Origin of the sequence: Streptomyces sp. NBC_00510, assembly GCA_036013505.1 — a bacterium.
Lineage (GTDB): Bacteria > Actinomycetota > Actinomycetes > Streptomycetales > Streptomycetaceae > Actinacidiphila.
Genome location: CP107851.1, coordinates 3,266,111 through 3,292,692, shown reverse-complemented (window position 1 = coordinate 3,292,692; position 26,582 = coordinate 3,266,111). Strand labels below are relative to the sequence as shown.

Annotated in this window: 24 protein-coding genes and 1 pseudogene; 16 read left to right on the top strand and 9 right to left on the bottom strand. The window is 72.6% G+C overall.

Going from position 1 to position 26,582, the window contains the following annotated elements:
- Positions 1-173: 173 nt before the first annotated feature.
- The 3 genes and pseudogenes from recA to rny all read left to right on the top strand — a co-directional run bounded on the left by recA (position 174) and on the right by rny (position 3,490).
- Positions 174-1,310 carry a recombinase RecA gene (recA, locus tag OG937_14465; protein WUD72816.1) on the top strand — a complete coding sequence of 379 codons (1,137 nt, stop codon included), beginning with the start codon at positions 174-176 and terminating at the stop codon, positions 1,308-1,310.
- Positions 1,262-1,909, top strand: a pseudogene (gene recX / locus OG937_14460) (recombination regulator RecX). Before recA ends, recX begins: the two are co-directional and overlap by 49 nt.
- A gap of 93 nt (positions 1,910-2,002) precedes the next feature.
- Positions 2,003-3,490, top strand: coding sequence for a ribonuclease Y (gene rny, locus OG937_14455; protein ID WUD72815.1), 1,488 nt, complete (start codon positions 2,003-2,005; stop codon positions 3,488-3,490).
- Between the two features lie 112 nt (positions 3,491-3,602).
- Here rny and OG937_14450 read toward each other — a convergent pair whose 3' ends face one another.
- The 5 genes from OG937_14450 to OG937_14430 all read right to left on the bottom strand — a co-directional run bounded on the left by OG937_14450 (position 3,603) and on the right by OG937_14430 (position 8,704).
- Positions 3,603-5,258: an FAD-dependent monooxygenase gene (locus OG937_14450; GenBank protein ID WUD72814.1), complete on the bottom strand. Its 1,656-nt coding sequence runs from the start codon at positions 5,256-5,258 to the stop codon at positions 3,603-3,605.
- Positions 5,259-5,363: 105 nt separating this feature from the next.
- Positions 5,364-6,212, bottom strand: coding sequence for an amino acid ABC transporter permease (locus OG937_14445; GenBank protein WUD72813.1), 849 nt, complete (start codon positions 6,210-6,212; stop codon positions 5,364-5,366).
- Positions 6,209-6,856, bottom strand: a complete 648-nt coding sequence (locus OG937_14440; GenBank protein WUD72812.1) for an amino acid ABC transporter permease — start codon at positions 6,854-6,856, stop codon at positions 6,209-6,211. The genes OG937_14445 and OG937_14440 overlap by 4 nt, the downstream gene beginning before the upstream one ends.
- A gap of 111 nt (positions 6,857-6,967) precedes the next feature.
- Positions 6,968-7,888 (bottom strand): glutamate ABC transporter substrate-binding protein, encoded by a 921-nt coding sequence (locus tag OG937_14435; protein ID WUD72811.1) that lies wholly within the window; start codon positions 7,886-7,888, stop codon positions 6,968-6,970.
- A 39-nt stretch (positions 7,889-7,927) separates the two neighbouring features.
- The gene (locus tag OG937_14430; protein WUD72810.1) at positions 7,928-8,704 is read right to left on the bottom strand and encodes an amino acid ABC transporter ATP-binding protein; all 777 of its coding nucleotides are present in this window, start codon (positions 8,702-8,704) and stop codon (positions 7,928-7,930) included.
- 290 nt (positions 8,705-8,994) lie between these two features.
- Here OG937_14430 and OG937_14425 point away from each other — a divergent pair, with 290 nt between their 5' ends.
- A complete protein-coding gene (locus OG937_14425) occupies positions 8,995-9,705 on the top strand; it encodes a response regulator transcription factor (protein WUD72809.1) in 711 nt (236 codons plus the stop codon).
- 14 nt (positions 9,706-9,719) lie between these two features.
- Positions 9,720-11,108, top strand: coding sequence for a HAMP domain-containing histidine kinase (locus tag OG937_14420; GenBank protein WUD72808.1), 1,389 nt, complete (start codon positions 9,720-9,722; stop codon positions 11,106-11,108).
- On the opposite strand, the gene OG937_14415 is transcribed toward OG937_14420, so the two are convergent.
- Positions 11,083-11,850, bottom strand: coding sequence for a GntR family transcriptional regulator (locus OG937_14415; protein WUD72807.1), 768 nt, complete (start codon positions 11,848-11,850; stop codon positions 11,083-11,085). The genes OG937_14420 and OG937_14415 overlap by 26 nt on opposite strands.
- A gap of 277 nt (positions 11,851-12,127) precedes the next feature.
- Here OG937_14415 and OG937_14410 point away from each other — a divergent pair, with 277 nt between their 5' ends.
- Genes OG937_14410 through OG937_14390 form a run of 5 tightly spaced genes read left to right on the top strand, consistent with a single transcriptional unit; the run spans position 12,128 to position 17,947 of the window.
- Positions 12,128-13,288: an ABC transporter substrate-binding protein gene (locus OG937_14410; GenBank protein WUD72806.1), complete on the top strand. Its 1,161-nt coding sequence runs from the start codon at positions 12,128-12,130 to the stop codon at positions 13,286-13,288.
- An 8-nt stretch (positions 13,289-13,296) separates the two neighbouring features.
- Complete coding sequence (locus OG937_14405; GenBank protein WUD78735.1) at positions 13,297-14,193, top strand: ABC transporter permease subunit; 897 nt, start codon at positions 13,297-13,299, stop codon at positions 14,191-14,193.
- Positions 14,181-15,017 (top strand): ABC transporter permease subunit, encoded by an 837-nt coding sequence (locus OG937_14400; protein ID WUD72805.1) that lies wholly within the window; start codon positions 14,181-14,183, stop codon positions 15,015-15,017. The genes OG937_14405 and OG937_14400 overlap by 13 nt, the downstream gene beginning before the upstream one ends.
- 7 nt (positions 15,018-15,024) lie before the next feature.
- The gene (locus tag OG937_14395; GenBank protein WUD72804.1) at positions 15,025-16,116 is read left to right on the top strand and encodes an ABC transporter ATP-binding protein; all 1,092 of its coding nucleotides are present in this window, start codon (positions 15,025-15,027) and stop codon (positions 16,114-16,116) included.
- Positions 16,117-16,165: 49 nt separating this feature from the next.
- On the top strand, positions 16,166-17,947 hold the full coding sequence (locus OG937_14390; GenBank protein ID WUD72803.1) for an HAD-IA family hydrolase: 1,782 nt from the start codon (positions 16,166-16,168) through the stop codon (positions 17,945-17,947).
- Positions 17,948-17,990: 43 nt separating this feature from the next.
- Here the strand turns inward: OG937_14390 and OG937_14385 are convergent, their stop codons facing one another.
- Positions 17,991-19,835 (bottom strand): bifunctional serine/threonine-protein kinase/glutamate ABC transporter substrate-binding protein, encoded by a 1,845-nt coding sequence (locus OG937_14385; GenBank protein WUD72802.1) that lies wholly within the window; start codon positions 19,833-19,835, stop codon positions 17,991-17,993.
- 124 nt (positions 19,836-19,959) lie between these two features.
- Positions 19,960-20,943: a TAXI family TRAP transporter solute-binding subunit gene (locus tag OG937_14380; GenBank protein ID WUD72801.1), complete on the bottom strand. Its 984-nt coding sequence runs from the start codon at positions 20,941-20,943 to the stop codon at positions 19,960-19,962.
- Positions 20,944-21,074: 131 nt separating this feature from the next.
- Here OG937_14380 and OG937_14375 point away from each other — a divergent pair, with 131 nt between their 5' ends.
- The 4 genes from OG937_14375 (at position 21,075) to OG937_14360 (ending at position 24,679) form a co-directional block, all read left to right on the top strand.
- On the top strand, positions 21,075-21,962 hold the full coding sequence (locus OG937_14375) for an MBL fold metallo-hydrolase (GenBank protein ID WUD72800.1): 888 nt from the start codon (positions 21,075-21,077) through the stop codon (positions 21,960-21,962).
- 122 nt (positions 21,963-22,084) lie between these two features.
- The gene (gene miaB / locus OG937_14370; protein ID WUD78734.1) at positions 22,085-23,575 is read left to right on the top strand and encodes a tRNA (N6-isopentenyl adenosine(37)-C2)-methylthiotransferase MiaB; all 1,491 of its coding nucleotides are present in this window, start codon (positions 22,085-22,087) and stop codon (positions 23,573-23,575) included.
- Positions 23,576-23,628: 53 nt separating this feature from the next.
- Positions 23,629-23,958 carry a hypothetical protein gene (locus OG937_14365; protein ID WUD72799.1) on the top strand — a complete coding sequence of 110 codons (330 nt, stop codon included), beginning with the start codon at positions 23,629-23,631 and terminating at the stop codon, positions 23,956-23,958.
- Positions 23,959-23,983: 25 nt separating this feature from the next.
- Positions 23,984-24,679, top strand: a complete 696-nt coding sequence (locus tag OG937_14360; GenBank protein WUD72798.1) for a hypothetical protein — start codon at positions 23,984-23,986, stop codon at positions 24,677-24,679.
- 31 nt (positions 24,680-24,710) lie between these two features.
- On the opposite strand, the gene OG937_14355 is transcribed toward OG937_14360, so the two are convergent.
- A complete protein-coding gene (locus OG937_14355; protein ID WUD72797.1) occupies positions 24,711-24,950 on the bottom strand; it encodes an antitoxin in 240 nt (79 codons plus the stop codon).
- Between the two features lie 108 nt (positions 24,951-25,058).
- Between OG937_14355 and miaA the strand changes: the two genes are divergently transcribed.
- Positions 25,059-26,000 carry a tRNA (adenosine(37)-N6)-dimethylallyltransferase MiaA gene (miaA, locus tag OG937_14350; GenBank protein ID WUD72796.1) on the top strand — a complete coding sequence of 314 codons (942 nt, stop codon included), beginning with the start codon at positions 25,059-25,061 and terminating at the stop codon, positions 25,998-26,000.
- A 99-nt stretch (positions 26,001-26,099) separates the two neighbouring features.
- Positions 26,100-26,576, top strand: a complete 477-nt coding sequence (locus tag OG937_14345) for a hypothetical protein (GenBank protein WUD78733.1) — start codon at positions 26,100-26,102, stop codon at positions 26,574-26,576.
- Positions 26,577-26,582: the final 6 nt, after the last annotated feature.

The window sequence follows — 26,582 nt, the reverse complement described above, 5'->3', positions numbered from 1 at the left end:
CACGAAAATCGAACATCCATTCTCATGGATGTCCCGGACCCGGTTTCCCAAGGGTTTTCACGGACTCCCGTGGGTTGTCCACAGGCCGGGGGCGGCGTCGGGACGCGTTGTCAGTGGCAGGCAGTAGCGTCATGGACGTGAAGCGAACGACTCAGACACCCAGGGTGGAACCCATGGCAGGAACCGACCGCGAGAAGGCGCTCGACGCCGCGCTCGCACAGATTGAACGGCAGTTCGGCAAGGGCGCCGTCATGCGCCTCGGCGACCGGCCGAACGAGCCCATCGAGGTCATCTCGACGGGATCCACCGCCCTGGACGTCGCCCTCGGCGTCGGCGGTCTCCCGCGCGGCCGCGTGGTGGAGGTCTACGGCCCGGAGTCCTCCGGCAAGACGACCCTGACCCTGCACGCGGTGGCCAACGCCCAGCGGGCCGGCGGCAAGGTCGCCTTCGTGGACGCCGAGCACGCCCTCGACCCCGACTACGCCAAGCGCCTCGGCGTGGACGTGGACTCCCTGCTGCTGTCCCAGCCGGACAACGGTGAGCAGGCCCTCGAGATCACCGACATGCTGATCCGTTCCGGCGCGCTGGACCTCATCGTGATCGACTCCGTGGCGGCCCTCGTGCCGCGGGCCGAGATCGAGGGCGAGATGGGTGACTCGCACGTGGGTCTGCAGGCCCGTCTGATGAGCCAGGCGCTGCGCAAGATCACCGGTGCGCTCAGCCAGTCCAAGACCACCGCGATCTTCATCAACCAGCTCCGCGAGAAGGTCGGCGTGATGTTCGGCTCGCCGGAGACCACCACCGGTGGCCGCGCGCTGAAGTTCTACGCCTCCGTGCGGCTGGACATCCGCCGCATCGAGACCCTCAAGGACGGCACTGACGCGGTCGGCAACCGCACCCGCGTCAAGGTCGTCAAGAACAAGGTCGCGCCGCCCTTCAAGCAGGCCGAGTTCGACATCCTCTACGGTCAGGGCATCAGCCGCGAGGGCGGCCTGATCGACATGGGCGTGGACCACGGCTTCATCCGCAAGTCCGGTGCCTGGTACACCTACGAGGGCGACCAGCTCGGCCAGGGCAAGGAGAACGCGCGCAACTTCCTGCGCGACAACCCCGACCTCGCCGACGAGATCGAGAAGAAGATCAAGGAGAAGCTCGGCATCGGCGTCCGGCCCGAAGCCTCGGGCGAGCAGCCTGGTGAGGACGCGGTCGCTCCCGCCGCGGTGACCGATCCGGCCAAGGCGGACGCCGGCGCGACGGTCCCGGCGCCCAAGGCCGTCAAGGCGACCAAGGCCGCGGCTGCCAAGGCCTGACGGTGGTATCCGGGCACAAGGATCGTGGCGGCTCTTTCTCTCGCTCCTCGCCCGCCGTAGGGCAGGAGGGACCGAGGGCGGAGCAAGAGCGCCCGCTCGACCCCGTGGAGCAGGCGCGGGCGCTCTGCCTGCGCCTGCTCACCGGGACCCCTCGTACCCGCAAGCAGCTCGCCGACGCCATGCGCCGCCGGGAGATCCCGGAGGACGCGGCGGAGCACGTGCTGGAGCGGTTCGAGGACGTCGGGCTCATCGACGACCAGGCGTTCGCCAACGCCTGGGTGGAGTCCCGGCACCACGGCCGGGGCCTCGCCCGGCGTGCCCTGGCCCAGGAGCTGCGCACCCGGGGGGTGGACGCCGAGGCGATCGGCCAGGCCGTGGGACGGCTCGACGCGGGGCAGGAGGAGGAGACCGCCCGCGCCCTCGTCGACCGCAAGCTCCGGGCCACCCGCGGCCTGGAGAAGGAGAAGCGGATCCGCCGGCTCGCCGGGATGCTCGCCCGCAAGGGGTACGCGGAAGGGCTCGCCCTGAGGGTGGTCCGCCGTGCTCTGGAGGAGGAGGGCGAGGACCCGGAGTCGCTGGAGCACTACCTGCCCGACTGAACCTCCGTTGAGGTTCCTTGACCGTGCCTCTGAGTCGACTTAGCCTCACAACCGGTGAGGGATCGCGTCCTCAGAGATACGGGAGTTGGTGCCATGGGCATCGCGCTGGGGACCGAATCCGTGTTCACGGCCGTGGCCGTGGCCGTCACCGTGGTCGTCGCGGTCACCGCGGGGGTGCTGCTCCAACGGCTCCGCGCGGAACGCGAAGAGCTCAGGGCGGCGGCCGAGCGTGAGGCCCGGGAGATCCGGGCCACCGCCAAGGAGGAAGTCCGCGAGATCCGGGCCGACTTGGAGCGACGTGAGCAGCGGCTCGCCGACCGGGAGGCCCGCATCGACGCCGAGTCGGAGCAACTGCACCGGCGTCGCCGTGAACTGGCCGAGGAGCGCGAGGAGCTGGAGCGCCGCCGCGCCGAGCTCAACCGGCTGGAGGAGGAGCGGCGCGACGTCCTGGAGCGCGTCGCCGCCTACACCGCAGCCGAGGCCCGCGCCGACCTCGTGCGCTCCGCCGAGCAACAGGCCAAGCGTGAGGCGGCGGTGATCGCCCGCGACATCGAGCGGGCGGCCCGCGACCGCGGCGAGGAACGCGCCCGGCGGATCGTGGCCGGGGCCATCCAGCGCGTGGCCACCGAGCAGACCGCCGAGTCCGTGGTCTCGGTGCTCCAACTGCCGGGCGACGAGATGAAGGGCCGGATCATCGGCCGTGAGGGCCGCAACATCCGTGCCTTCGAGGCCGTCACCGGGGTCAACCTCATCATCGACGACACACCCGAGGCGGTGCTGCTGTCCTGCTTCGACCCGGTGCGCCGCGAGGTCGCCCGGCTCGCCCTCGACGCGCTCGTCACCGACGGCCGCATCCACCCGCACCGCATCGAGGAGGTCTACGAGCGCAAGCAGGCCGAGGTCGAGCAGCTCTGCGTGCGCCACGGCGAGGACGCGCTCACCGAGATCGGCATCACCGACATGCACCCCGAACTGGTCACGCTGCTCGGGCGGCTGCGCTACCGCACCTCCTACGGCCAGAACGTGCTCGGCCACCTCCTGGAGTCCGCGCACATCGCGGGCATGATGGCCGCCGAACTCGGCATCGACCCGGCCGTGACGAAACGCGGCACGCTGCTGCACGACATCGGCAAGGCCCTCACCCACGAGGTCGAGGGCAGCCACGCCCTCATCGGCGCGGACCTGGCGCGGCGGCACGGCGAGTCAGAGGACGTCGTCCACTCCATCGAGGCCCACCACAACGAGGTCGACCCTCGCACCGTCGAGGCCGTCCTCACCCAGGCCGCCGACGGCATCTCCGGGGGCCGTCCCGGCGCGCGGCGCGAATCCCTGGAGAGCTACGTCCGCCGGCTCAAGCGACTGGAGCAGATCGCCGCCGCGCACACGGGCGTGGCCAAGGTCTTCGCTATGCAGGCCGGACGCGAGGTCAGGGTCATGGTGCGCCCGGAGGACGTGGACGACATCCAGGCGCAGGTCATCGCCCGTGACGTGGCCAAGCAGATCGAGGAGGAACTCACCTACCCCGGCCAGATCCGCATCACCGTCGTCCGTGAGTCCCGCGCCACGGAGTTCGCCCGCTGAGCGGACCGGCCGGGACGAACGGACCGGCCCGGCGGCTCACCCCGGCTCCTCCGGAGGTCCAGCGGACGGAGCCGGGACCGGGCTCCCCGGGCCCGCGCCCCGCCCCGCCCCGTCAGTGGGGGACGCGGTCCTGGACGGGGCTCGGGGGGCCGCCGCGGGCGAGGTCGGCGTAGGCGTACAGCTCGGTCGGGCGGCAGCCGGTCATCACGGTCACCAGGTGGCCGTCCGGGCGGATCAGCAGCACGCTGTGCGCCGTCGACCCCGGGTACGCCTCCGTGACGAGCAGCTCCGCCCGGGTGGGCAGGGCCGCCACCGCCTTGGCCAGCCGGGGCATCAGGCCCGCGGTGAGCCAGTGCCGGCTCTCCCACACACCGGTGCCCGGCGCGACGAGGACGACCAGCAGGTCACGCCCGAGGCGCTCGTACAGGCGCGCCCCGGAGCCGTCGAGCGCCGTGACCGGGACGTCGACGACCGCACCGCCCGGGGGAGTGGCACAGGACCCCAGGAGCGGCGACGGCGCGGCCGCCGAGGAGGCCGAGGCCGCGGCGCCCGCCCCGCGGGGAGCGGGCAGCGCGAGCGGGGAGCGGGCGTAGACCGGCGGCGCGCCGAGCGGGCCCCGGCCGAGGTGGCCGTCGGTGAGCAGTTCGGCGTACCGCCGGGCGGAGCCGGACAGCACGGAGCGTCGCACCGTGTGCCAGACACCGCTGGCCCGCAGCAGCGGCAGCACCTGGTCGGTGGCCCGCAGCCGGGCGCCCACCGCGCCGCGCCGCTCGGCCTGGTAGCTGTCGAGCAGGGTGTCCGAGGCGCCGTGGTGCCAGGCCAGGGAGAGCTTCCAGGCGAGGTTGTCGGCGTCGCGCAGGCCCTCCTCCAGGCCCTGCGCGCCCAGCGCGCCCATGAGGTGCGCCGCGTCCCCGGCCAGGAAGACGCGTCCGGCGCGCCAGCGCCGGGCCAGCCGCTGGTGCACCGGGTACTCGGCGGAGCCCAGCAGCTCGTACGACGGAACGCTTCCGCACCAGGCCGAGAGGGTGCCGCGGATCCGCGAGACGAGCTCGTCGGAGGTGAGCGGCTCACCGCGCGCGGGCAGCAGCCAGTCCAGCCGCCACACCCCGTCCGGCAGCGGACGGGCCGTCACCTCCGGTCCCGCGCCCGGCCCCGGCGGCTCGCGGTGCAGCAGCGCCACGCCCTCGTCGGGCAGTGCGACCCGCAGGGCGGCGACGGCGTGCCGGTCGACGGCCGTGCGGCCGGGGAAGCGCACGCCCAGCAGCTTGCGCACGGTGGACCGCGGGCCGTCGCAGCCGATCAGGTAACTCCCGCGCCACCAGGTGGCGTTGGCACCCTTGGTGCGGACGCTGACACCGCGGTCGTCCTGCTCGACGGAGTCGACGCGCGCCCCCGGGACGATCCGCACCAGCGCCTGCTCGGCGAGGGCCCCGCGCAACCCGTGCTCCAGGCGCTCCTGCCCGATGTGCAGCGGGGAGGGCCCCTGCCCGCCGGAGGCGCGGTCGCCGAACTCCACCCGGACGGTCTCCTGCCGCCGGCGCAGCGTCCGCCACGCCTCCCAGGTGGCGCCGGACTCGTAGAGCCGGCGGTGGCCGAGCCGCACCAGCAGCCCGGCGGTCTCGGGACTGAGGACGGCCGTGCGTTCCGCGGGGAGCGAGGGCGCGTGGTCGTGCTCGTCCAGCACGATGCTCGGCACGTCGTGCCGGGCCAGGCAGAGCGCGAGGGCGAGCCCGACCGGACCCGCCCCCGCGATGATCACCGGGTCCACTGTGTGGTCCCCGGAAGTTGTGCAGTCACATTGCGTATGCAACCTACTGCGCGTGCGTGCGTCAAGTGACCACACCTGCCGCGCGGTGGTGCGCCTGGCGCGCCGTCACTCCGCGGCGGCCTCCACCGCCTTGATGTCGCCCGCCTTCGGCGGCGCGCCCTTGCGGCTGCGGCGGCCGCGACGCTCGATCCAGTTGGCCAGCGCGCTGAGCGCCAGGCACATCAGGATGTAGATCGGCGCCACGATGATGATCATCGGGATGAAGGGGAAGCCCGCGCTGTTCTTCGCGATGAGGTTGCCGGTGTAGAGCAGCTCCTCGTACGTGATGATGTAGCCGAGCGAGGTGTCCTTCAAGGTGACCACCAGCTGGCTGATGATCGAGGGCAACATCGCCCGGACCGCCTGCGGGATCAGCACGAAGACCATGACCTGCGTCTTGCGCAGGCCGATCGCGTACGCGGCCTCGCTCTGGCCCTTCGGTACGGCGTTGATGCCGGCCCGGAAGATCTCGGCCTGCACCGAGCCGTTGTAGAGGGTCAGGCCGATCACCAGCGCCCACAGCGGGGCCGAGGTGAAGACGCCTACGTACAGCGCGAAGATCATGATCAGCAGCGGCATCGCGCGGAAGAACTCCACGACGACCGTCGCCACCCACCGCACCGGGGCGTGGTCCGACAGCCGGCCCGCCGCCAGCGCCGCGCCCAGCACCAGCGAGAAGACGGCGGCCAGCGCGAACGCCTTCAGCGTGGCGAGCAGACCGTCGACGATGCGCTGCTGGATGTCGGTGTACTGGAAGGGCTCCCAGAGGTACGAGGCGAACTGCCCCGACTCGTCGAGCCGCCGGTGGACGAACCACAGCAGTGCGAGGATCACCAGGGCGGCGGCCGCGCCGACGACCCGGTTGCGGATCCTGGCCCGGGGGCCGGGCGCGTCGAAGAGGACGTTCGCGCTCATCGGGCCACCGCCAGCCGGCTCTCGAGCAGTCGGAAGACCGCGCTGATGAAGAGGGTGAGGACCAGGTAGGCGAGTGCCACCCAGACGAAGGTCGCGAAGATGCTGTAGCCCTTCTCACCGAGCGCCTTCTGCACGCTGAACAGCTCGGTGACGCTGAACCCACCGGCGATCGCGGAGTTCTTGGTGAGCGCGATCAGCAGGCTGCCGATGGGCGGCAGCACGGTCCGGGTGGCCTGCGGCAGGATGATCAGCCGCAGGGTCTGGGTGAAGGTCATCCCCAGGCTCCGGGCGGCCTCGGCCTGCCCGAGCGGGACGGTGTTGATGCCCGAGCGCACGGCCTCGCAGATGAACGCCGAGGTGTAGCAGCTCAGGGCGAGCACGGCGAGCCGGAAGAAGCTCCAGGTGTTCAGCCCCAGCCGGGGCAGCACCAGCACCGCGATGAAGAAGAGCAGGGTCAGCGGGGTGTTGCGCAGCAGGGTCACCCACGCCGTGCCGAAGGCACGCAGCGGCGGCACCGGGGACACCCGGAATGCGGCCATGATCACCCCGAGCACCAGGGCGATCGCCCCGCTGAGCGCGGTCAGCTCGACCGTGCCGAGGAACCCCTCGCGGAAGAGCGCGAAGTTGTCCAGCAGTACGTTCATCGATTCTCCGAAAGGGGTGCGCCGACGGCCGCTCCTGGCCGCCGGCGCATCAGGCTCGGGCTGTGCCGGGGAGGGGGGACGGGACCCGGGTCAGGCCGGGTCCCGCCCGCTTCAGGACTGGAGCTGCGGGATCTCGGCGCTCACGCCGGACTTGCCGAGCGTGGCGTCGTACGCCTTCTTCCAGTCGCCGTTGTCCTCGTGGTTCTTCAGCGCGTTGGTGATGGCCTCCTGCAGGACGGTGTCGTCCTTGAGCAGGCCCACGCCGTAGGGCTCCTCGGAGAACGGCTTGCCGACGACCTCGAGGTTGGCCGGGTCCTGGGCCGCGTAGCCCTTGAGGATGGCGTCGTCGGTGGTCACCGCGTCGACCTGGCCGGAGGCCAGGTTCTGCACGCACAGAGAGTAGGAGTCGTACTCGACGGGCTCGGCGCCGTAGTTGCCCTCCTTGATGCGCTGGATGGAGGTCGAACCGGTCGCGGAGCAGACCTTCTTGCCCTTGAGGTCGCCCGTGCTCTTGATGCCGCTGCCCTTCTTGACCAGGAGGTCCTGGCCCGCGACGAAGTACGGGCCGGCGAAGGAGACGGACTTCTTGCGCTCGTCGTTGATGGTGTACGTGCCGACGTAGTAGTCGACCTGGCCGCCGGAGAGGGCGGTCTCGCGGTTGGCCGACTGGATCGTCTTGTACTCGATCTTGCTCTCGTCGAAGCCGAGGTCGGCGGCGATCATCTTGGCGATCTCGATGTCGAAGCCGGAGTACTTCTTGCTGCCGGGGTCCTGGTAGCCCAGGTTCGGCTGGTCGGCCTTGACGCCGATGACGAGCTTGCCGTTCTTCTTGATCCGGTCCCAGGTCTTGGAGCCGGCCAGGTCCACACCGGTCTTGACGGTGTAGGTGGGCAGTTCGGCGGCGGCCGCGCTGCTGGAGCCCTTGTCAGGGGTGCTGGAGGAGGAGGGCGAGCCCTCCTTGCCGCACGCGGTCGCGGTGGCGGTCAGCGCCAGGACGGCCAGAGCGGCGGCGGCAGTGGTACGGAAGCTCATCGTGATCATCCTTAGGTCGGCGAACCGTCGGTGTCGCTCTCAGTGGTGAAGGATCTTCGAAAGGAAGTCCTTGGCCCGGTCGCTCCGGGGATTGCTGAAGAACTGGTCGGGCGTCGCCTGCTCGACGATCCGCCCGTCCGCCATGAAGACCACGCGATTGGCGGCGGACCGGGCGAAGCCCATCTCATGGGTGACGACTACCATCGTCATCCCGTCGCGCGCGAGCTGCTGCATGACCTCCAGCACCTCGTTGATCATCTCCGGGTCGAGCGCCGAGGTCGGCTCGTCGAAGAGCATGACCTTCGGCTCCATCGCCAGCGCCCGGGCGATCGCCACGCGCTGCTGCTGGCCCCCGGAGAGCTGCGCCGGGTACTTGTCCGCCTGGCTGCCCACGCCCACCCGGTCCAGCAGCGCGCGGGCCCGCTCCTCGGCGGCCTTCTTGCCGGCCTTGCGCACCTTGACCTGGCCGAGCGTGACGTTCTCCAGGACCGTCTTGTGCGCGAAGAGGTTGAACGACTGGAAGACCATGCCGACGTCGGCGCGCAGCCGGGCCAGCTCCCTGCCCTCCTGGGGCAGCGGCTTCCCGTCGATCGTGATCGCGCCCGAATCGATCGTCTCCAGGCGGTTGACGGCCCGGCACAGCGTCGACTTGCCCGACCCCGAGGGGCCGATGACGACCACGACCTCGCCGCGGCCGATGCTGAGGTTGATGTCCTGGAGCACGTGCAGCGCGCCGAAGTGCTTGTTCACGTCCTTCAGTACGACCAGGTCGTCGGGCGCCGTAACGGCGTCCTCGGTCACCGGCACTTCGGTCATCGGCGTGTGCTCCATCCTCGTCGGTTGACCAGACCTTGGCGATCACCCTATTGACGCTTGGCAAACCGAGTCAGCACATCTGAGGGGAACTTGAGCATCACGATCCGGTCACTGGCTGGCACAAATCCGGCACTGTGGGTGAGCCCGGCCGGTTGTGCAGCGTACCGGCTCCGTAACAGTCGTCCCGCAGGACCGGGCTGCGCTTGACGCGCACGTGGCCCATCGGCGTGTATTCGGTGGTAGAGCATGATTGCGGGGGCGTGAAGGGCCGGACCGCGGGAGGTGAACGGATGAGACTGCTGCTCGTGGAGGACGACCACCGGGTCGCCGCCGCGCTGTCGGCCGTGCTGGCCAAGCACGGGCTGCAGGTCACCCACGCCCGAAGCGGCGAGGAGGCGCTGCACGCGCTGCTGCCCGACCACGGGCCCGGTTTCGACGTGGTCCTGCTCGACCTCGGCCTGCCCGACCAGGACGGCTTCGAGGTGTGCAGCCGCATCCGGCTGCGCACCGCCATCCCCGTGATCATGGTGACCGCGCGTGCCGACGTGCGGTCCCGCATCCACGGCCTCAACCTCGGCGCCGACGACTACGTGGTGAAGCCGTACGACACCGGTGAGCTGCTCGCCCGCATCCACGCCGTCTGCCGCCGCAAGGCGCAGGAGGCGCCCGCCGGGCCCGAGACGGAGGGCACGGAGGCCGCGGGCGGCGTCATCGGGCTCGGCCCGGTCCGTGTGGAGCTGGAGACCCGCAAGGTCACCGTCGGCGACGAGCCGGTCGCGCTCACCCGCAAGGAGTTCGACCTGCTCGCGATGCTCGCGCAGCGGCCCGGTGTGGTCTTCCGCCGTGAACAGATCATCAGCGAGGTGTGGCGGACGAGTTGGGAGGGGACCGGGCGCACCCTTGAGGTGCATGTGGCGTCCCTGCGGTCCAAGCTGCGCCTGCCCTCCCTGATCGAGACCGTGCGCGGGGTCGGCTACCGCCTCGTCGTGCCCTCCGGCTAGGAGGCCGTTCCTCCGTGCGCACCCGGCTGCTGCCGCTGCTCATCGTGCTGATGGCCGGTGTGCTGCTGGCCCTCGGCTTCCCGCTCGCCGCCAGCCTGGCCGCCGCCCAGCAGCAGCGCGTCGTCGTCGACCGCATCGACGACACCGCGCGCTTCGCCGCGCTGGCCCAGTACGTCAGCACCGACGGCAGCGGCGAACGGGTGAAGACGCTGCGGGCGGAGCTGCTGCAGTACCACTACGTGTACGGGATCCGGGCCGGCGTCTTCGACCGCGACGGCGAGCCGATCGCCTCGGCCCCGAAGGGCTGGACGCTGCCCACCGGCGGTGAGGCCTTCACCGCGTACAGCGAGGCCCTGGCCGGGCGGCGCAGCCACGACCCCAAGCAGATCTGGCCCTGGCAGCACCGCTCCCTGTCGGTCGCCTCCCCGGTCGTCCGGGACGGCGACGTCGTCGCGGTCGTGCTCACCGACTCGCCGACCGGCGCGATGCGCTCGCGCATCCTGCGCGGCTGGCTGCTGCTCGCGGCCGGTGAGCTGGCCGCCATGATCGTGGCCGTCATGGCCGCCTTCCGGCTCACCGGCTGGGTGCTGCGCCCGGTCCGGGTGCTGGACCGGGTCACCCACGACATCGCCACCGGCCGGATGAAGTCCCGTGTGGCGGTGTCCGGGGGGCCGCCGGAACTGCGGCGCCTGGCGCGCTCGTTCAACGAGATGGCCGACAACGTCGAGGAGGTGCTCGACCAGCAGCGGGCCTTCGTCGCCGACGCCTCCCACCAGTTGCGCAACCCGCTGTCCGCACTGCTGCTGCGGATCGAGCTGCTGGGCCTGGAACTGCCCGACGGGCACGAGGAGATCGCCTCGGTCCGGGAGGAGGGCAAGCGCCTCGCCTCGGTCCTGGACGACCTGCTGGGCCTCGCCACCGCCGAGCACGCGGAGGCCAACCTCGCCCTCACCGACATCGCCGCCCTCGCCGCGGAACGCGTCGAGGCGTGGCGGCCGGTCGCCGAGCGCGACGGCGTGGAGCTCTCCTACGGGGGCGCCGCCGCCGTGACCGGCTGGGCCGACCCGGTGGCGCTGTCCAGCGCCCTCGACGCCGTGATCGACAACGCCGTGAAGTTCACCCCGGACGGTGAACGCGTGCGGGTCACCACCGAACTGCGCGGCCGCCCCGGCGCGATCGACGTGACCGTCGCCGACGGCGGCCCGGGTCTCACCGAGGACGAACTCGCCCGCATCGGCGACCGTTTCTGGCGCAGCCCGCGTCACCAGAACGTCGACGGCTCGGGCCTCGGCCTGTCCATCGCGCGGGTGCTGCTGACGCAGGGCGGCGGCAGCATCGCGTACGCGCCGAACGAGCCGCACGGACTGGTGGTGACCCTCACGGTGCCGCGTACGGCTCCCTGAGCCCGGGGCCGGCCTGGCGGGCCAGCGGGTTGGAGCCGATCGAGTTGTGGATGCTGAAGTTGACGGCGTCCGAGCGGTAGCGGTCGTCCGACCACTCCACCGGGCGGCCCTTCTGCGTGGTGGTGACCCGGCGCACCCGCAGCAGCGGGCTGCCGCGCCGCACGCCCAGCAGTTCGCTGTCCCGGGTGCCGGCCGCGACCGCGTCGATCAGGTGCTCCCCGTAGGCGAAGACCAGGCCCGTGTCGTCGTACAGCCGCTGGGTGACCGACTCGCAGTCCGGCTCTATGCGCAGCACCGCGGGGGCGATCCAGTCGGCGTAGACCGTGCGCTCCACCAGGACGTGCTCACCGTCCAGTCCGCGCACCCGCAGCACGTACAGCACGTCCGCGCCCGTGCGCAGGTGCAGGCGCGTGGCGTCCTCAGCGGTGGCCGGCCGGGTCTCGGTGCGGACCACGGTGCCGGAGGCGGCGCGGCCCATGGCCCGCGCCCACTGGGCGAAGCTGCGCAGCTCCGCGAAGCTCTGGCTGCGCCGGCTGGCCAGCACGACGCGGCGGGCGCCCTGACGGGAGCCGATCAGCCCCTCCGCGGTCAGCGCGGCCACGGCCTGGCGCACCGTGCCACGGGAGACGCCGTACCGGGCGGCCAGTTCGGTCTCCGGCGGGAGCAGGGCACCGACCGTGTACTCCTCGTCGTCGATGGCCCGCCGGAGCTCCTCGGCGATCTCCTCGTGCCGCGCCGCCACCGCGCCCCCTTCCGTTCATTCACCGTCTGCGCACAACATCGCTCAGCGTAGACGAGCCGGGCGCCGATCGCGCGCAGGGGTTCACGGCTCCCGGGGCCGCTCCCGGGCTCCTTGGCTGAAAAGGGACGACTGCCCTCTGCAGGCTTGCCGAGGTTTTCCCGCCGTTTACGGAAAGGCCATTGACGCACGGCCTACTGAAGGCCAACTTGTTCGGACAAGTTGAACCGCCCCGACCTCCCTGGCCCTCAGGACCCGACTTCCCCTCCAGGAGACTTCCGTGCCCGCGTCCCTCCCGAAGGCGGCCGCACTCGCCGCCGGCCTCGCCGTGACCGCGCTGGCGCTCAGCGCCTGCGGCTCGGCCCCCACCACCCAGACCGCCGCCGACGGCAAGAACGGCAAGAGCGCGGCCACCGCGACCTCCGCCGAGGAATTCGGCGGCATGGACGCCCTGGTCGCCGCCGCCAAGAAGGAGGGCACGCTCAACGCGATCGCCCTGCCCCGCGACTGGGCGAACTACGGCGCGCTGATCGACGGCTTCACCAAGAAGTACGGCATCAAGATCCAGAACGAGACTCCGGACGCCGCCAGCCAGGACGAGATCAACGCCGTCACCTCCCGCAAGGGCCAGGACCGCGCCCCCGACGTCCTCGACCTCGGCGCGTCCTTCGCGATCAGCGGCGCCCAGCAGGGCCTGTTCGCCCCCTACAAGGTCGCCTCCTACGACGACATCCCGGCCGCCCAGAAGGACGCCCAGGCCCGCTGGTACAACGACTACGGCGGCTACGTCTCCATCGGCTGCGACGCCAAGCGCGTCAAGAACTGCCCGACCACCTTCGCCGACCTGCTCAAGCCCGAGTACAAGGGCCAGGTCGCGATGAACGGCAACCCGACCAAGTCGGGCTCGGCCTTCGGCGGCGTCTACGCGGCGGCGCTGGCCAACGGCGGCTCCTTCGACGACATCCAGCCCGGCATCGACTTCTTCGGCAAGCTGAAGAAGAACGGCAACTACAACCCCGTCGAGTCCACCCCGGCCACCGTCGAGAAGGGTGAGACCCCGATCAGCATCGACTGGGACTACCTCAACGCCGGCTACGCCGAGGAGTTCGCCAGCAAGGGCGTGGACTGGAAGGTCTCCGTCCCGAGCGACGGCGAGTACGCCCAGTACTACGCGCAGGCGATCAACAAGGACGCCCCGCACCCGGCGGCCGCCCGCCTGTGGCAGGAGTACCTGTACAGCACCGAGGGCCAGAACCTGTGGCTCGCCGGCTTCGCCCGCCCCGTCCTGATGCCCGCCATGGACACGGCCGGCACCCTCGACAAGACCGCCGCCGCCAAGCTCCCCGCGGTCAGCGGCACCCCGTCCTTCCCGACCGACGCCCAGCAGAACAAGGCCAAGGAAGTGCTGGCCCAGGGCTGGGGCAAGGCCGTCTCCGGATGACCGACCCGATGACCGCCACCGCGGCGCCCGTCGCCGCCGCTGCCGGGGCCACCGCCCCGGCGCGGCGGCGCTCGGCCGGCTGGCTCGCGGTGGTCCCGCTGCTCGTCTTCGTGGCGATCAGTTTCGGGGCCCCCGCGGTCGCCATGCTCAACGGCGCCTTCACCGTCAAGGACCCCGCGACCGGGGCCACCTCGTACACCACGGCCAACCTGACCGCCTCCCTGCAGGGCGCCTACCTGACCGCCCTGTGGGGCAGCGTGAAGCTGTGCGGGCTCTCCGCCGCCATCGGCGCGGTGTTCGGGCTGCTGCTCGCCCAGGCGGTGGTGACCTCGCGCTTCCGCGCGCTGCGTGAAGCCGTGCTGACCGCCTCCGGCGTGCTCGCCAACTTCGGCGGGGTGCCGCTGGCCTTCGCCTTCGTGGCGACCCTGGGCAACGCCGGCGTCCTCACCCGCCACCTGGGTCTCGCCGACCACGGCTGGAGCCTCTACAGCTTCTGGGGCCTGGTCATCGTCTACCTCTACTTCCTCATCCCGCTCATGGTGCTCACCGTGACCCCGGCGCTGGAGGGGCTGCGCGTCCAGTGGCGCGAGGCGGCCCAGAACAACGGCGCCACCAACGGGCAGTACTGGCGGCACGTCGCCCTGCCCGTGCTGGCCCCCTCGCTCCTCGGCGGCCTGGTCCTGCTCTTCGGCAGCGCCTTCGCCGCCTACGCCACCGCCGCGGCGATGGTCGGCAGCTCCGTGCCGCTGATCACCCTGCAGATCGCCGACGCCATCTCCGGCAACGTCCTGGTCGGGCAGGAGAACGTCGCCCTCGCCCTCAGCCTGGACATGGTCGTCGTCGCCGGCCTGGTCATGGCGGTCTACCTGCCCCTGCAACGACGGAGCGCGCGATGGCTGGTCTGACGAGCACCCGGATCCGGCCCTGGCGCGGCATCGTCCTCGCCGGTGCCGGCCTCTACTTCCTGGTGCCGCTGGCCGCCTCGGTGATCTTCACCGTGGACGTCCCCGGCCAGGGCATCACCTTCGACGCGTACGGGCAGATCGTGGGCGCCGAGGGCTTCACCTCCAGCCTGCTGCTCTCCCTGGAGCTCGCGGCCGCCACCATCGCCGTCGTCCTGCTGCTGATGGTGCCGGCCATGGTCGCGTTGCGGCTGTCCGCGCCCCGGCTGCGCCCGGTGGTCGAGGTCGTCTGCTCGCTGCCGCTGGTCGTGCCGCCGATCGCGCTGGTCGCCGGGGTGAGCAACGTGCTGCGCTGGGGCCCCGAGCACCTGGCCACCACGCCGCTCTTCCAGACCTTCGTGGCCATCCAGAACCCGTCCTTCCCGGTCGTCCTGGTGCTCACGTACGTCGTGATGGCGCTGCCCTTCGTGTACCGGGCCCTGGACGCCGGACTGCGGGCGGTGGACGTCCGCACCCTGGTCGAGGCGGCCCGCTCCTGCGGCGCCGACTGGCCGCGCGCGCTGGTCCGGGTCGTGCTGCCCAACCTGCGCGGGGCGCTGCTCAACGCCTCCTTCCTCACCCTCGCCCTGGTGCTCGGCGAGTTCACCGTCGCCCAGCTGCTGGGCTTCCAGCCTTTCGCGGTGTGGATCGTCACGGTCAGCGGCTCGCAGGCCCAGCTGTCCGTGGCCGTCTCGGTGCTCAGCCTGCTGGTCACCTGGGTGCTGCTGCTCATCCTGGCCGCCGTCGGCGGACGCCGCCCCACCTCACGTACCGCCTCCCGGAAGTGACCGAGACATGACCGACACCGTCCCCGCCCCGGCCGACGCCGCGCCGACCGTGCCCGGCGGCGCCACCGTCGAGTTCCGGGCGCTGCGCCGCGCCTTCGGGCCCACCGTCGCCCTCGACGGACTGGACCTGACCGTCCGGCCCGGAGAACTCCTCGCCCTGCTCGGCCCGTCCGGCTGCGGGAAGACCACCGCGCTGCGGATGCTCGCCGGCTTCGAGCACCCCGACTCCGGTCAGGTGCTGGTCGACGGCAAGGACATCACCAAGATCCCCGCGCACCGCCGCGACGCGGGCATGGTCTTCCAGTCCTACAGCCTCTTCCCGCACCTGAGCGCCGCCGACAACGTCGCCTTCGGGCTGCGCATGCGCAAGGTCGGCGCCGCCGAACGGCGCGCCCGCGCCGCGGAACTGCTGGAACTCGTCGGCCTGCCGGACCACGGGGACCGCTACCCGCACCAGCTCTCCGGCGGCCAGCAGCAGCGCGTGGCCCTCGCCCGCGCCCTGGCGCTGCGACCGCGCGTCCTGCTCCTGGACGAGCCGCTGAGCGCGCTGGACGCCAAGGTGCGCACCAACCTGCGCGAGGAGATCCGCCGCCTCCAGCTCGAACTCGGCATCACCACGCTGTTCGTGACGCACGACCAGGAGGAGGCGCTGTCCATGGCGGACCGCGTCGCCGTCATGAACGCCGGGCGGATGGAGCAGTGCGCCGCCCCCGCCGAGCTGTACGACCGCCCCGCCACGGCCTTCGTCGCCGAGTTCGTGGGCACCAACAGCCGCCTGCCGGGCCGGCTGACCGACGGCGGCGACGTCGAGGTCCTCGGCCGGCGGCTCCCCGCCCAGGGCGACGTGCCCGCCGGCACCGAAGTGGACGTCCTCGTCCGTCCCGAGGCGGTGCGCCTGACCGCCGACCCCGCCGGCGACGCGCGCGTCATGGCGACCGCCTTCCTCGGCGCCGTCACCCGGGTGACCGTGCAACTGCCCGACGGCACCTCCGTCAAGGCCGACGTGGCCGGCTCCGACGCCGCCGCCCTCCCGCCGGGGGCGACCGTCACCGTCTCCCTGCCCGACCGGCCCGTCCTGGTCACCGCGCGCACCGCCTGACCCCGATCGCACCTCCCATCCCCCCACACCCCCGAGGAAAGAGAGCCCCGTGACCCACCCACCGCACCACCCGCTCCAGGCCGTCCTGTTCGACATGGACGGCACGCTCGTCGACACCGAGGAGCTGTGGTGGGAGGCGGTCGCCGAGGTGGCCGCCGGGCTGGGACACGTGCTCGGCGACGCGGACGTGACCGAGGTCCTCGGCCGCGCCGTCGAGCACACCGCCACCCACCTGGTGACCACGACCGGGACGGCGGCCGGCGCCGAGGAACTGGCCGCCCTCCTGCACCGGGAGTTCGCCGAGCGGGTCCGCGCCCGCACGGTGCCCCGCCCCGGCGCGCTGGAGCTGCTGGACGAACTCGCCCGGCACGAGATCCCCATCGCCCTGGTCTCGGCGTCCCCGCGCGAGGTCGTGGACATCGTGCTGGCGGTGCTGGGCCGCGAGCGCTTCGCGGTATCCCTGACCGCCGACGACACCCCCCGCACCAAGCCCGCCCCCGACCCCTACCTCGCCGCCGCCCACGCCCTCGGCGTGGACCCCGGCGCGTGCGTGGCCGTCGAGGACACCCCGACCGGTGTCGCCTCCGCCGAGGCCGCCGGCTGCCGCGTGCTGGCCGTGCCCTCCCTGGCGCCCATCGCCCCCGGCGCCGGACGCGCGGTGCTCGGCAGCCTGGAACGGGCCGACGTCTCCGTGCTGCGGGCCCTGGTCGCGCGGCCGCCGTCCTTCCTCGTGCCCGCCTTCACCAGCCGCCGCGCCCGCGTCGGCGAGCCGTTCCGCGCCACCGTCGCCGGGCTCCTGCGCGGCGCCCCCGTCACGTACGCCGGGACCGCGGGCCCCGGCTGGGCGCGGGTCTCCGCCGACGGCACCGTCACCGGCACCCCCGACGCAGCCGGCGACGTGGAGGTCGCCGTCACCGCCACGGACGCCGACGGGCGCTCCGCCACCGTCACCGTGCGTGTGCCGGTCGTCGCGGCGGGCGAACCCGTCGTGCGCGAGCTGCGCGTCATGAGCTGGAACCTGTGGCTCGGCGGCACCCGCGTCGACGACCACCGGGACAAGCAGTTGCGCGTGCTGCTGGAAGCCGACGTGGACGTCGTCGGCCTGCAGGAGACGCGGACGCACTCCGCCAAGGAACTGGCCGAGGCACTGGGCTGGGACCACCACCAGGCGGGCGACAACCTCGGCGTCATCAGCCGCTACCCGATCGTCTCCCGTCACGGCCTGCCCGCGAGCCCGTTCTACGGCGGCCTCGGCGCCACCGTCCGGCTCGACGAGGGCCACGACCTCACGCTGTGGAGCGCGCACCTGAACTACACCCCGTACGGCCCCTACGACGCCCTCCACGACCGGCAGCCGGTCGAGGTGCTCGTCGAGCACGAGGCGGCCTCGGGACGCCTGGACCAGATCCGGGACATCCTGCACGACATGGCCGACGACCTCGCCGCCCGCGACACCACCCCGGTCGTCCTCGTCGGCGACTTCAACGTCCCCTCCCACCTGGACTGGACCGCCGAGGCGGCGCCCCTGCACGGCGGGTACGGACCCGTGCCCTGGCCGGTCACCCTCGCCGCCGAGGCCGCCGGACTGCGCGACTCCTACCGCGAGGCCCACCCGGACCCCGTGCGCGAGCCCGGCACCACCTGGTCACCCGTCACCCCCGAGCCCGAGCCGCAGGACCGGATCGACTACGTCCTGTACGCCGGGCGGGGCCTGCGGGTGCTGGACTCCACCACCCTGGTCACCGGGGAGCCCCGCCCCGAACCGGACGTGGCGGGCAACGCCTGGCCCTCCGACCACGCCGCCGTGGTCACCACGTTCGCCCTGTCCTGAACGGGCGGGCCCGCGCGACCGACCGGTCGCGCGGGTCACGGCCCTAGTCGCACTCGCTCATCTCGTCCAGCCTCGGCCGCTGGTCCGCCACCTCCTGGGAGGCCAGCGGCTTGAGGTGCTTGACGTACGAGGCGCGCCAGGCCCCGGAGGAGATCTCGTCCTTGATGGCGTCGCATATGGCGTGCTTCAGCTCGGGCTCGTTCTGGGCCAGCCCCACGCCGTACTCCTCGGTCCCGAAGGGGACCCCCAGCAGCCGCAGTTGCCCGGTGTGCTGGGCGCGGTAACCGGCCAGGATGATGTCGTCGGTGGAGACGGCGTCGACCTTCCCCGCCAGCAGCTGGTTGACGCACAGCCCGTACGAGGTCTGCTGCTCGGTCCTTATCTGCGGGTACTCCTTGCGGAGCCGTTCGGCGGGCGTCGAGTCGGTGACGGTGCAGACATGACGGCCGAACAGGTCCTGCACGCTGTGGACGGGGGCGTCCTTGCGGACGAGGAAGTCCTGGCCGGCCTGGTAGTAGGGGCCCGCGAAGTCGACCGACCTCTTGCGTTCCTCCGTGATGGAGTAGCTCGCCACTATGAAGTCGACGTACCCGGCGCGCAGGAAGTACTCGCGCGACTGGGTGTCCACGACCGTGAACTGCACCTTGTCGAAGCCCAGATGCCGGGCGATGGCCCTCGCCAGGTCGATGTCGAACCCTTCGTAGCCGTCCTTGGCGGTGCTGGAGGCCTCACTGAGGCCCGGCTGGTCCTTCTTGACGCCGACCACGAGGTAGCCGCGGTCACGCGCCGTCCGGTAGGTCGGCGAGGAGGAGAGGTCGGGGCCGTCGTCCCCCAGCCGGTCGACGGCGAACCACCCGGCAGCGGCCAGGACCGCGAGCGCGACCCCGCCCGCCGCGAGCGTGTACCACCGGCGCAGGGACGTGCGCCCCCCGGGTTCCCGTGCCGGCTCCGCCACCGCGGGGGCATCGGGCTCCGTCCGGTGCGACGGGGGCGCGGCGCCGCCGTCCGTCCGCGTGGCGTCCGGGTCGTAGTCCGGGTAGACGCCGACCGGGAACTGCGGGGTCTCCTGCGCCACGTGCTGCAGCAACTGCTCGGTGCGCTCCGCCGACAGCCGTGCCCCCGGCTCCTTGACCAGCAGCCCGTCGATCAGCGGGCGCAGCGGCCCCGCGTGCGCCGTCGGCGGCACCTCGGCCGTGCGGACGGCCTCCAGCACCTCGTACGGCGTCGGGCCGCGGAAGGGGGGCCGGCCCTCGACCATCTCGTAGAGCGTGACGCCCAGCGACCACAGGTCGGCGGCGGGCGTGGGCGCCAGCCGGTTGGCCAGCTCCGGTGCCAGGTACTGCGGGGTGCCGACGGTCTCGTGCACCCGCGTCACCTGGGCCGCGCCCTCGAAGGTCGCGATCCCGAAGTCCATGAGCACCGCCCGCCCGTCCCGGCGGAACAGGATGTTGTGCGGTTTCACGTCGCGGTGCAGCACCCCGGCCGCGTGCACCGCGCGCAGCCCGCGCAGCACCTCCAGGCCGATCCGCGCCGCCTGCAGCGCCGGGATCCGGCCCTGCTCGCGCAACTGGTCCGCCAGGGAGTGCGGGTTGACCTGCTCCATGACGATCCAGACCTGGCCGTCGGCCTCGATCACGTCGTGCACGGCGACCACGTGCTCATGCCCGATCCGGGCGATGGCCTGCGCCTCCCGGCGCGCCCGCTCCACCCACTGGGCCTGCGTCTCCGGGTCCAGCGCGCCCCGGAACAGCAGCTCCTTGACGGCGACCTGACGGCTGAGCCGGTTGTCGTAGGCCTCCCACACCACGCCCATGCCACCGCGCCCCAACTGCCGGCGCAGCTCGTAGCGGCCGTCGACGAGGGTGTGCGGCATCCCCCCAGAACTCATGCGTGTGCCCCCATCGGTACGTGGTCCGCTACAGGTTAGGGGGCTCTGACGGGGATGAACATCGTCCCCGGGGCGGGGAGCGATCACATGTCGGGCGGAATGGTCCGTACCGGTCCCGGATCCCCTAGGGCTTGACGGACCGGTAGTAGCGCTCGGCGCCGTCGTGCAGCCGCAACGGGTCGGTGAAGACCGCCGTCCGCAGGTCCATCAGCTGGGCGGCGTGCACCTCCTGACCGATCCGGTCACGGCTGTCGATCACCGTGCGGGTGAGGCGGTCCACCAGCCCGGTGTCCGTCCGGTCCGTGGTGATCAGCAGGTTGGCCACGGCGATCGTCTGCACCGCGCGGCCGCCCTGGACCATGGGGTACGCGTCCGCCGGCATGACCGCCTGCCGGTAGTACGTCGACTCGTCGCTCTCGGCGTGCAGCCGGGCCACCAGGTCGCCGAGCTGCACCAGCTTCACGTCGGTGGTCTCCGCCAGGTTCGCGACGGTCTTGGTCGGCAGTCCGCCCGACCAGAAGAACGCGTCCAGCTTCCCCCGGCGCAGCATCTCCGGCGCCCGGTCGATGCCGACCGTCCGGCGCCGCACGTCGCCCGGTTCCCCGAGGTCGGCCGCCTCGAGCAGCCGCTGCGCTATCAGGTTCACCCCGGAGCTGGGCTGGCCGATCCCCACCCGCAGCCCGCGCAGGTCCTTCGCCGACCTCACGGGCGAGTCGGCGGGCACCACGAGCTGCACGTAGTCGTCGTACAGCCGGGCGCAGGCACGCAGCCGCCCCGCGCCCGGGCCGTGGTAGTCGGCGACGGCGTCGGCCGCGGCGATCGCGAAATCGGCCTTGCCGGTCGCGACCCGCCGGACGTTGTCCACGGACCCCTCGGACCGCACCAGGCGCACCGGCACCCCGGGCAGGTCCGTGTGCAGGTAGGGCTGGAGCCGCTTCCCGTACGTGTCGTACACGCCGTTGCGCACACCGGTGGCGAAGTCGACCCGGTCCTTCGGGTACGACGGCCCGTCGGAGGGCAGCACCCACCACAGCAGCAGCGCGACCGCCGCCGCCACCGCCAGCACGGCCTGCACGGCCCTGCGTCTGCCGATACGGGGGAACTCCATCCCCGCGATAGTGCCAGGCCCGGCGGCGCGGCGGCCAGCGCCGTCCTGCCGCGTCCGGATTTCGGACGTGACGGCCCGCCCCACGGGGAACACTCGTCCCAGGGCGCACCCCGTACGAAGGGAGGCCCCGCATGGGACGCACGGTGAGCTGGACGGTGGGCGACCTCGTCGTGCATCGCGTCGACGAGACCACGCTGCCCGCGGCGACCGGACGGCGGCTGCTGCCCGCCGCCACCGCGCGGGTGGTGGCGGGGGCGCCGTGGCTGCGGCCGGACTTCGCCGCCCCCGACGGCACGCTCCGGCTGGCCACCCACACCTTCGCCGTGGTGGCCGGCGGCCTGCGCGTCCTGGTGGACACCGGGATCGGCAACGGCAAGACCCGGTCGGACCCCGCGTGGCACCGGCTCGCCACCGACTACCCGCGGCGGCTGGTGGAGGCGGGCTTCCCGCCGCACGCCGTGGACCTGGTGATCCTCACCCACCTGCACACCGACCACGTCGGCTGGAACACCCGTGACGACGGCGGCACCTGGGTGCCCTCCTTCCCCCGCGCCCGTTACCTGGTCTCCCGTGCCGAATGGGACCACTGGGCGGGCACGGACCTGGACGACGACCACCGGCAGGTCTTCCGCGACTCGGTGCTGCCGGTCCGCGACGCCGGACTGCTCGACTTGGCCGACGTCACCGACGCCCCCGTGGAGGCGGCCCCCGGCATCCGTCTCCTGGCGGTGCCCGGGCACACCCCGGGGCAGGTCGCGGTGGAGCTGCACGGCACCGGGCGGTCCGCGCTGGTCACCGGCGACAGCTTCCACCACCCCGTGCAGATCGCCGATCCCGCGATCACCAGCACCGCCGACTTTGACGCGGCCCTGGCCGTGCGCACCCGCCGCGCGCTGCTCACCGCGTACGCGGGTACGGACACCCTGCTGCTCGGCACCCACTTCCCGCCGCCCACCGCGGGCACCGTCGTCCCGGGGGCGGGCGGCCACCGCCTCCTCGCCGAGCCACCCGGCACCTGATGCGGCGGGCGCCGTCCGGTGCCGTGCGGCGCCGTCCGCTGCCGTCCGCGCGGGGGCGGGCGCGGGCACGAGCGCGCGCGGCGCGCCCTTACCCTGGATGGGTGCAGCGTGAAGAGCAGGGTGTGAAGAGCTACGAGATCCGCACCTACGGGTGCCAGATGAACGTCCACGACTCCGAGCGGCTGGCAGGCCTCCTGGAGGCGGCCGGCTACGTCCGCGCGCCCAAGGGCGAGGACGGCACGGTGTCCGCAGATGTTGTCGTCTTCAACACCTGCGCGGTCCGGGAGAACGCCGACAACCGCCTGTACGGCAACCTCGGCCGCCTGGCACCGCAGAAGGCCGCCCGGCCGGGCATGCAGATCGCCGTCGGCGGCTGCCTGGCGCAGAAGGACCGGGACACGATCGTCAAGAAGGCCCCCTGGGTCGACGTCGTCTTCGGCACCCACAACATCGGCAGCCTCCCCGTGCTGCTGGAGCGTGCCAGGATCGCCGAAGAGGCGCAGGTCGAGATCGCCGAGTCGCTGGAGACCTTCCCGTCCACGCTGCCGACCCGGCGCGAGTCGGCCTACGCGGCGTGGGTGTCGATCTCGGTCGGCTGCAACAACACCTGCACCTTCTGCATCGTCCCCGCGCTGCGCGGCAAGGAGAAGGACCGCCGCCCCGGCGACATCCTCGCCGAGGTCGAGGCGCTGGTCGCCGAGGGCGTCACCGAGGTCACCCTGCTCGGCCAGAACGTCAACGCCTACGGCTCCGACATCGGCGACCGCGAGGCCTTCGGCAAACTGCTGCGCGCCTGCGGGAAGATCGACGGCCTGGAGCGGGTCCGCTTCACCTCGCCCCACCCGCGCGACTTCACCGACGACGTGATCGCGGCCATGGCCGAGACCCCGAACGTGATGCACCAGCTGCACATGCCGCTGCAGTCCGGCTCCGACACCGTGCTGCGCGCGATGCGCCGCTCGTACCGGCAGGACCGCTACCTCGGCATCATCGAGAAGGTGCGCGCGGCCATGCCGGACGCCGCCATCTCCACCGACATCATCGTGGGCTTCCCCGGCGAGACCGAGGAGGACTTCGAGCAGACGCTGCACGTGGTCCGCGAGGCGCGCTTCGCGCAGGCCTTCACCTTCCAGTACTCCAAGCGCCCGGGCACGCCCGCCGCCGAGATGGAGGGGCAGGTCCCGAAGGCGGTCGTCCAGGAGCGCTACGAGCGGCTGGTCGCGCTGCAGGACGAGATCTCCTGGGCCGAGAACAAGAAGCAGGTCGGCCGCGTCCTGGAGGTGCTGGTCGCCGAGGGCGAGGGCCGCAAGGACGACGCCACGCACCGCCTGTCCGGCCGCGCCCCCGACAACCGCCTGGTGCACTTCGCGCCGCCCGCCGAGCCCGTCCGCCCCGGCGACATGGTCATGGCGGAGATCACCTACGCCGCGCCGCACCACCTGCTCGCCGAGGCGCCGGCCTTCGGCGTCCGCCGCACTGCGGCGGGCGACGCCTGGGAGCGGCGTACCTCGGCCGCGGCGGCCAAGCCCGCGGGTGTCATGCTGGGCCTGCCGACGATCGGCGCGCCCGTTCCGGCAGCGGCGGCGGCCGCGCCGGGCTGCGGCTGCGACTGACGGAGCGGGGACCGCGAGGACCGCGAGGACCGCGGGGACGAGGGGGGACACGGATGGCTCGTTGGGGGCTCTTCGCCGAGGAGACCGTGGGCAGCGGCGACGCCAGGCGCTGGGAGTTCGAGCTCCTCGGCCACGCCGAGGGCACGCGCGAGGAGGCGCTGGGCAAGCTGGAGGAGGCGGCGCTGGCCTACCGGCCCAGCAAGCCGTTCAGCGTGCGGCGCAGCTGGCTGTACCGCTCGGGGGAGGGGTTCGTCCAGGTCAACGAGGGTGTGACCACGACCTACATCTGCCGTTTCACGGTCGCCGAGCTGGTCCGCGACAGCAAGGACCCGAAGGTCGCCGCCACGGCCGAGCCCTGGGACCGCGTGCCCGAGGGCTTCTGAGACGGCGGACGGTAGGGTTCCGATCATGCTGGTCGCCGCCGCCGTCTGCCCCTGTCCGCCGCTGCTCGTGCCCGACGTCGCGTCGGGCGCGGCGCCGGAACTGGACCCGCTGCGCGCCGCCTGCGCGGACGCGTTGGCCGTGCTGGCCGCCGCGCGTGCCGATCTGCTGGTCGTGGTGGGTGCCGCGGACTCCGCGCACGTCTGGGAAGGCGGCGGTACGGGCTCGCTGCGCCCGTACGGCGTCAATCTGACGGTGCGGCTCGGCGACGGCAGCGACCCCGAGCCCCTGGCCCCGTCGCTGACGCTCGCAGCCTGGCTCCTGACGCAGGCGGGCTCCGCCGCGCCCCTGCACGCCTGCGCCGTGCCCGCGCACGCGCCGGCGGCCAGGATGCTGGAGCTGGGACAGGGCCTGGCGGGACTGGCCGACCGGGTGGCGCTGCTGGTCATGGGCGACGGCACCACCTCCCGCACGCTCAAGGCTCCCGGCTACCTCGACGAGCGGGCCGAGCCCTTCGACGCGTCCGTGGCGCGCGCCCTCGGTGCCGCCGACACCGGGGCGCTGGCGGCCCTTGACGCACGGCTCGCCACCGATCTGGGGGCGGCCGGCCGCGCCCCCTGGCAGGTCCTGGCCGGCGCCGCGGACGGCGCCGGGCTCGGCGGCCAGCTGCTGTACGACCAGGCGCCCTACGGCGTCGGCTACTTCGTGGCGGCCTGGTCGTAGACCGGCCGGTTCTCGGGGTCCGGGACCGTCCTCAGGGCGTGCCCTTGGAGCCGCCCTCCTTGAGGTGCTCCATGGCGTCCTTCGTCTTGTCGACGCCCTTGTGGATCTTCCCGCTGTACTTGTGCTTGGTCTTCTCGTCGACCGTGCGCGCGACCTTGTCCAGGCGGGAGCCGATCGACTCGCCGTGGTGCTCCATGAAGTCGCCGGCCTTGGCGCCGGCCCTGGCCTTGGCGTGCTCGGCCTTGGCCTTCAGCGTGTCCTTGAAGCTCATGCGTCACCGTCTCCCGTGGATGCCTTTGCCGGAAATGACCCTTTTCCCGTAAAGATCTTACCCGTCCACAGGTAAATCCGCGCCGCCGGAATTTGCGAAACTGTGCACGTGAGAATCGACGTCCCCCACGTGATCGCCGTCGTCGGCCCCACCGCGGCCGGCAAGTCCGACCTCGGAGTCGCCCTGGCCCAGGCCCTCGACGGCGAGGTGGTCAACGCGGATTCCATGCAGCTCTACCGCGGCATGGACATCGGCACCGCCAAGCTCACCGAGGACGAGCGGCAGGGTGTGCCGCACCACCTGCTCGACATATGGGACGTCACCCAGGCCGCCAGCGTCGCCGAGTACCAGCGCCTCGCCCGCGCCGAGATCGACCGGCTGCTGGCCGCCGGTCGCACCCCCGTGCTCGTCGGCGGATCGGGGCTCTACGTGCGCGCCGCCATCGACGCCCTGGAGTTCCCCGGTACCGACCCGCAGGTGCGCGCCCGGCTGGAGGCCGAGCTCGACACGCTCGGCTCCGGCCCGCTGCACGCCCGCCTGGCCGCCGTGGACCCGGAGGCGGCCCGCGCGATCCTGCCCAGCAACGGCCGGCGGATCGTCCGCGCGCTGGAGGTCGTGGAGATCACCGGCCGCCCCTTCACCGCCAACCTGCCCGGGCACGACTCCGTGTACGACACCGTCCAGATCGGCGTCGACGTCCCCCGCCCGGAGCTCGACGAACGCATCACGCTGCGGGTCGACCGCATGTGGGAGGCCGGACTGGTCGGTGAGGTCGCCGCCCTGGAGACGGCCGGCCTGCGCGAGGGGCGCACGGCCTCCCGGGCGCTCGGCTACCAGCAGGTGCTGGCCGCGCTGGCCGGGGAGTGCACGGACGCGGAGGCGCGCGCCGAGACCGTCCGCGCCACCAAACGCTTCGCGCGCCGGCAGGACTCGTGGTTCCGCCGGGACGGCCGGGTGCACTGGCTGGCGGGCCGTGGACAGGAACTGGTCGGCCAGGCGCTCGCCCTGCTCGGCCCCGCCCGGTCGGGCGGTCACAGCCTGATCACGTGATGGCATCGGGACGCCCCAGCGGCACTTGACGCCTCTTCGAGCGTGCCATCATCGAGCATCGGAGCTACGGTGTCGGACTTCTTGGGAGGGCGCGTGGCGATGGAAGCCGGCCCTCGCAACGGACCGCAGCCGGAACACACCGAGCACACCTCTGGCGGGGAGCTCGAGCCGCGCGACCGGCTCGTGGTGGACGGCCCCCTGGAGGACCCGCTGGACGGGCAGACCCTCGCGGAGGAGGAACAGTCCTTCCGCGAGCTGCGTCCCGAGCGGCGCCTGCGCGCGTGGCAGCTCGCCCCGATCGTCGCCCTCGGCGTGCTCGGCTCGCTCATGTTCGCCTTCCCGCTGGCCTTCGAGACCGGCGACGGCGGTGCCGTCGTCGCGATGCTCGGCCTCCTGCTGGGCTGCTGCTCCGCGGGCTGGGGGATCATGGCCGCCCGCCGGGTCGGCTACACCTGGCCGGGACTGCCGGCCCGCGGCTCCGGCCGCCGCCCGGACTGGCGCTTCGTGGCGCTGTACGCGGCGATCACGGTGGTGCTCACGCTGCTCGCCTTCTGGCGGGTCGCCCGTCTGCGCTGACCCGTA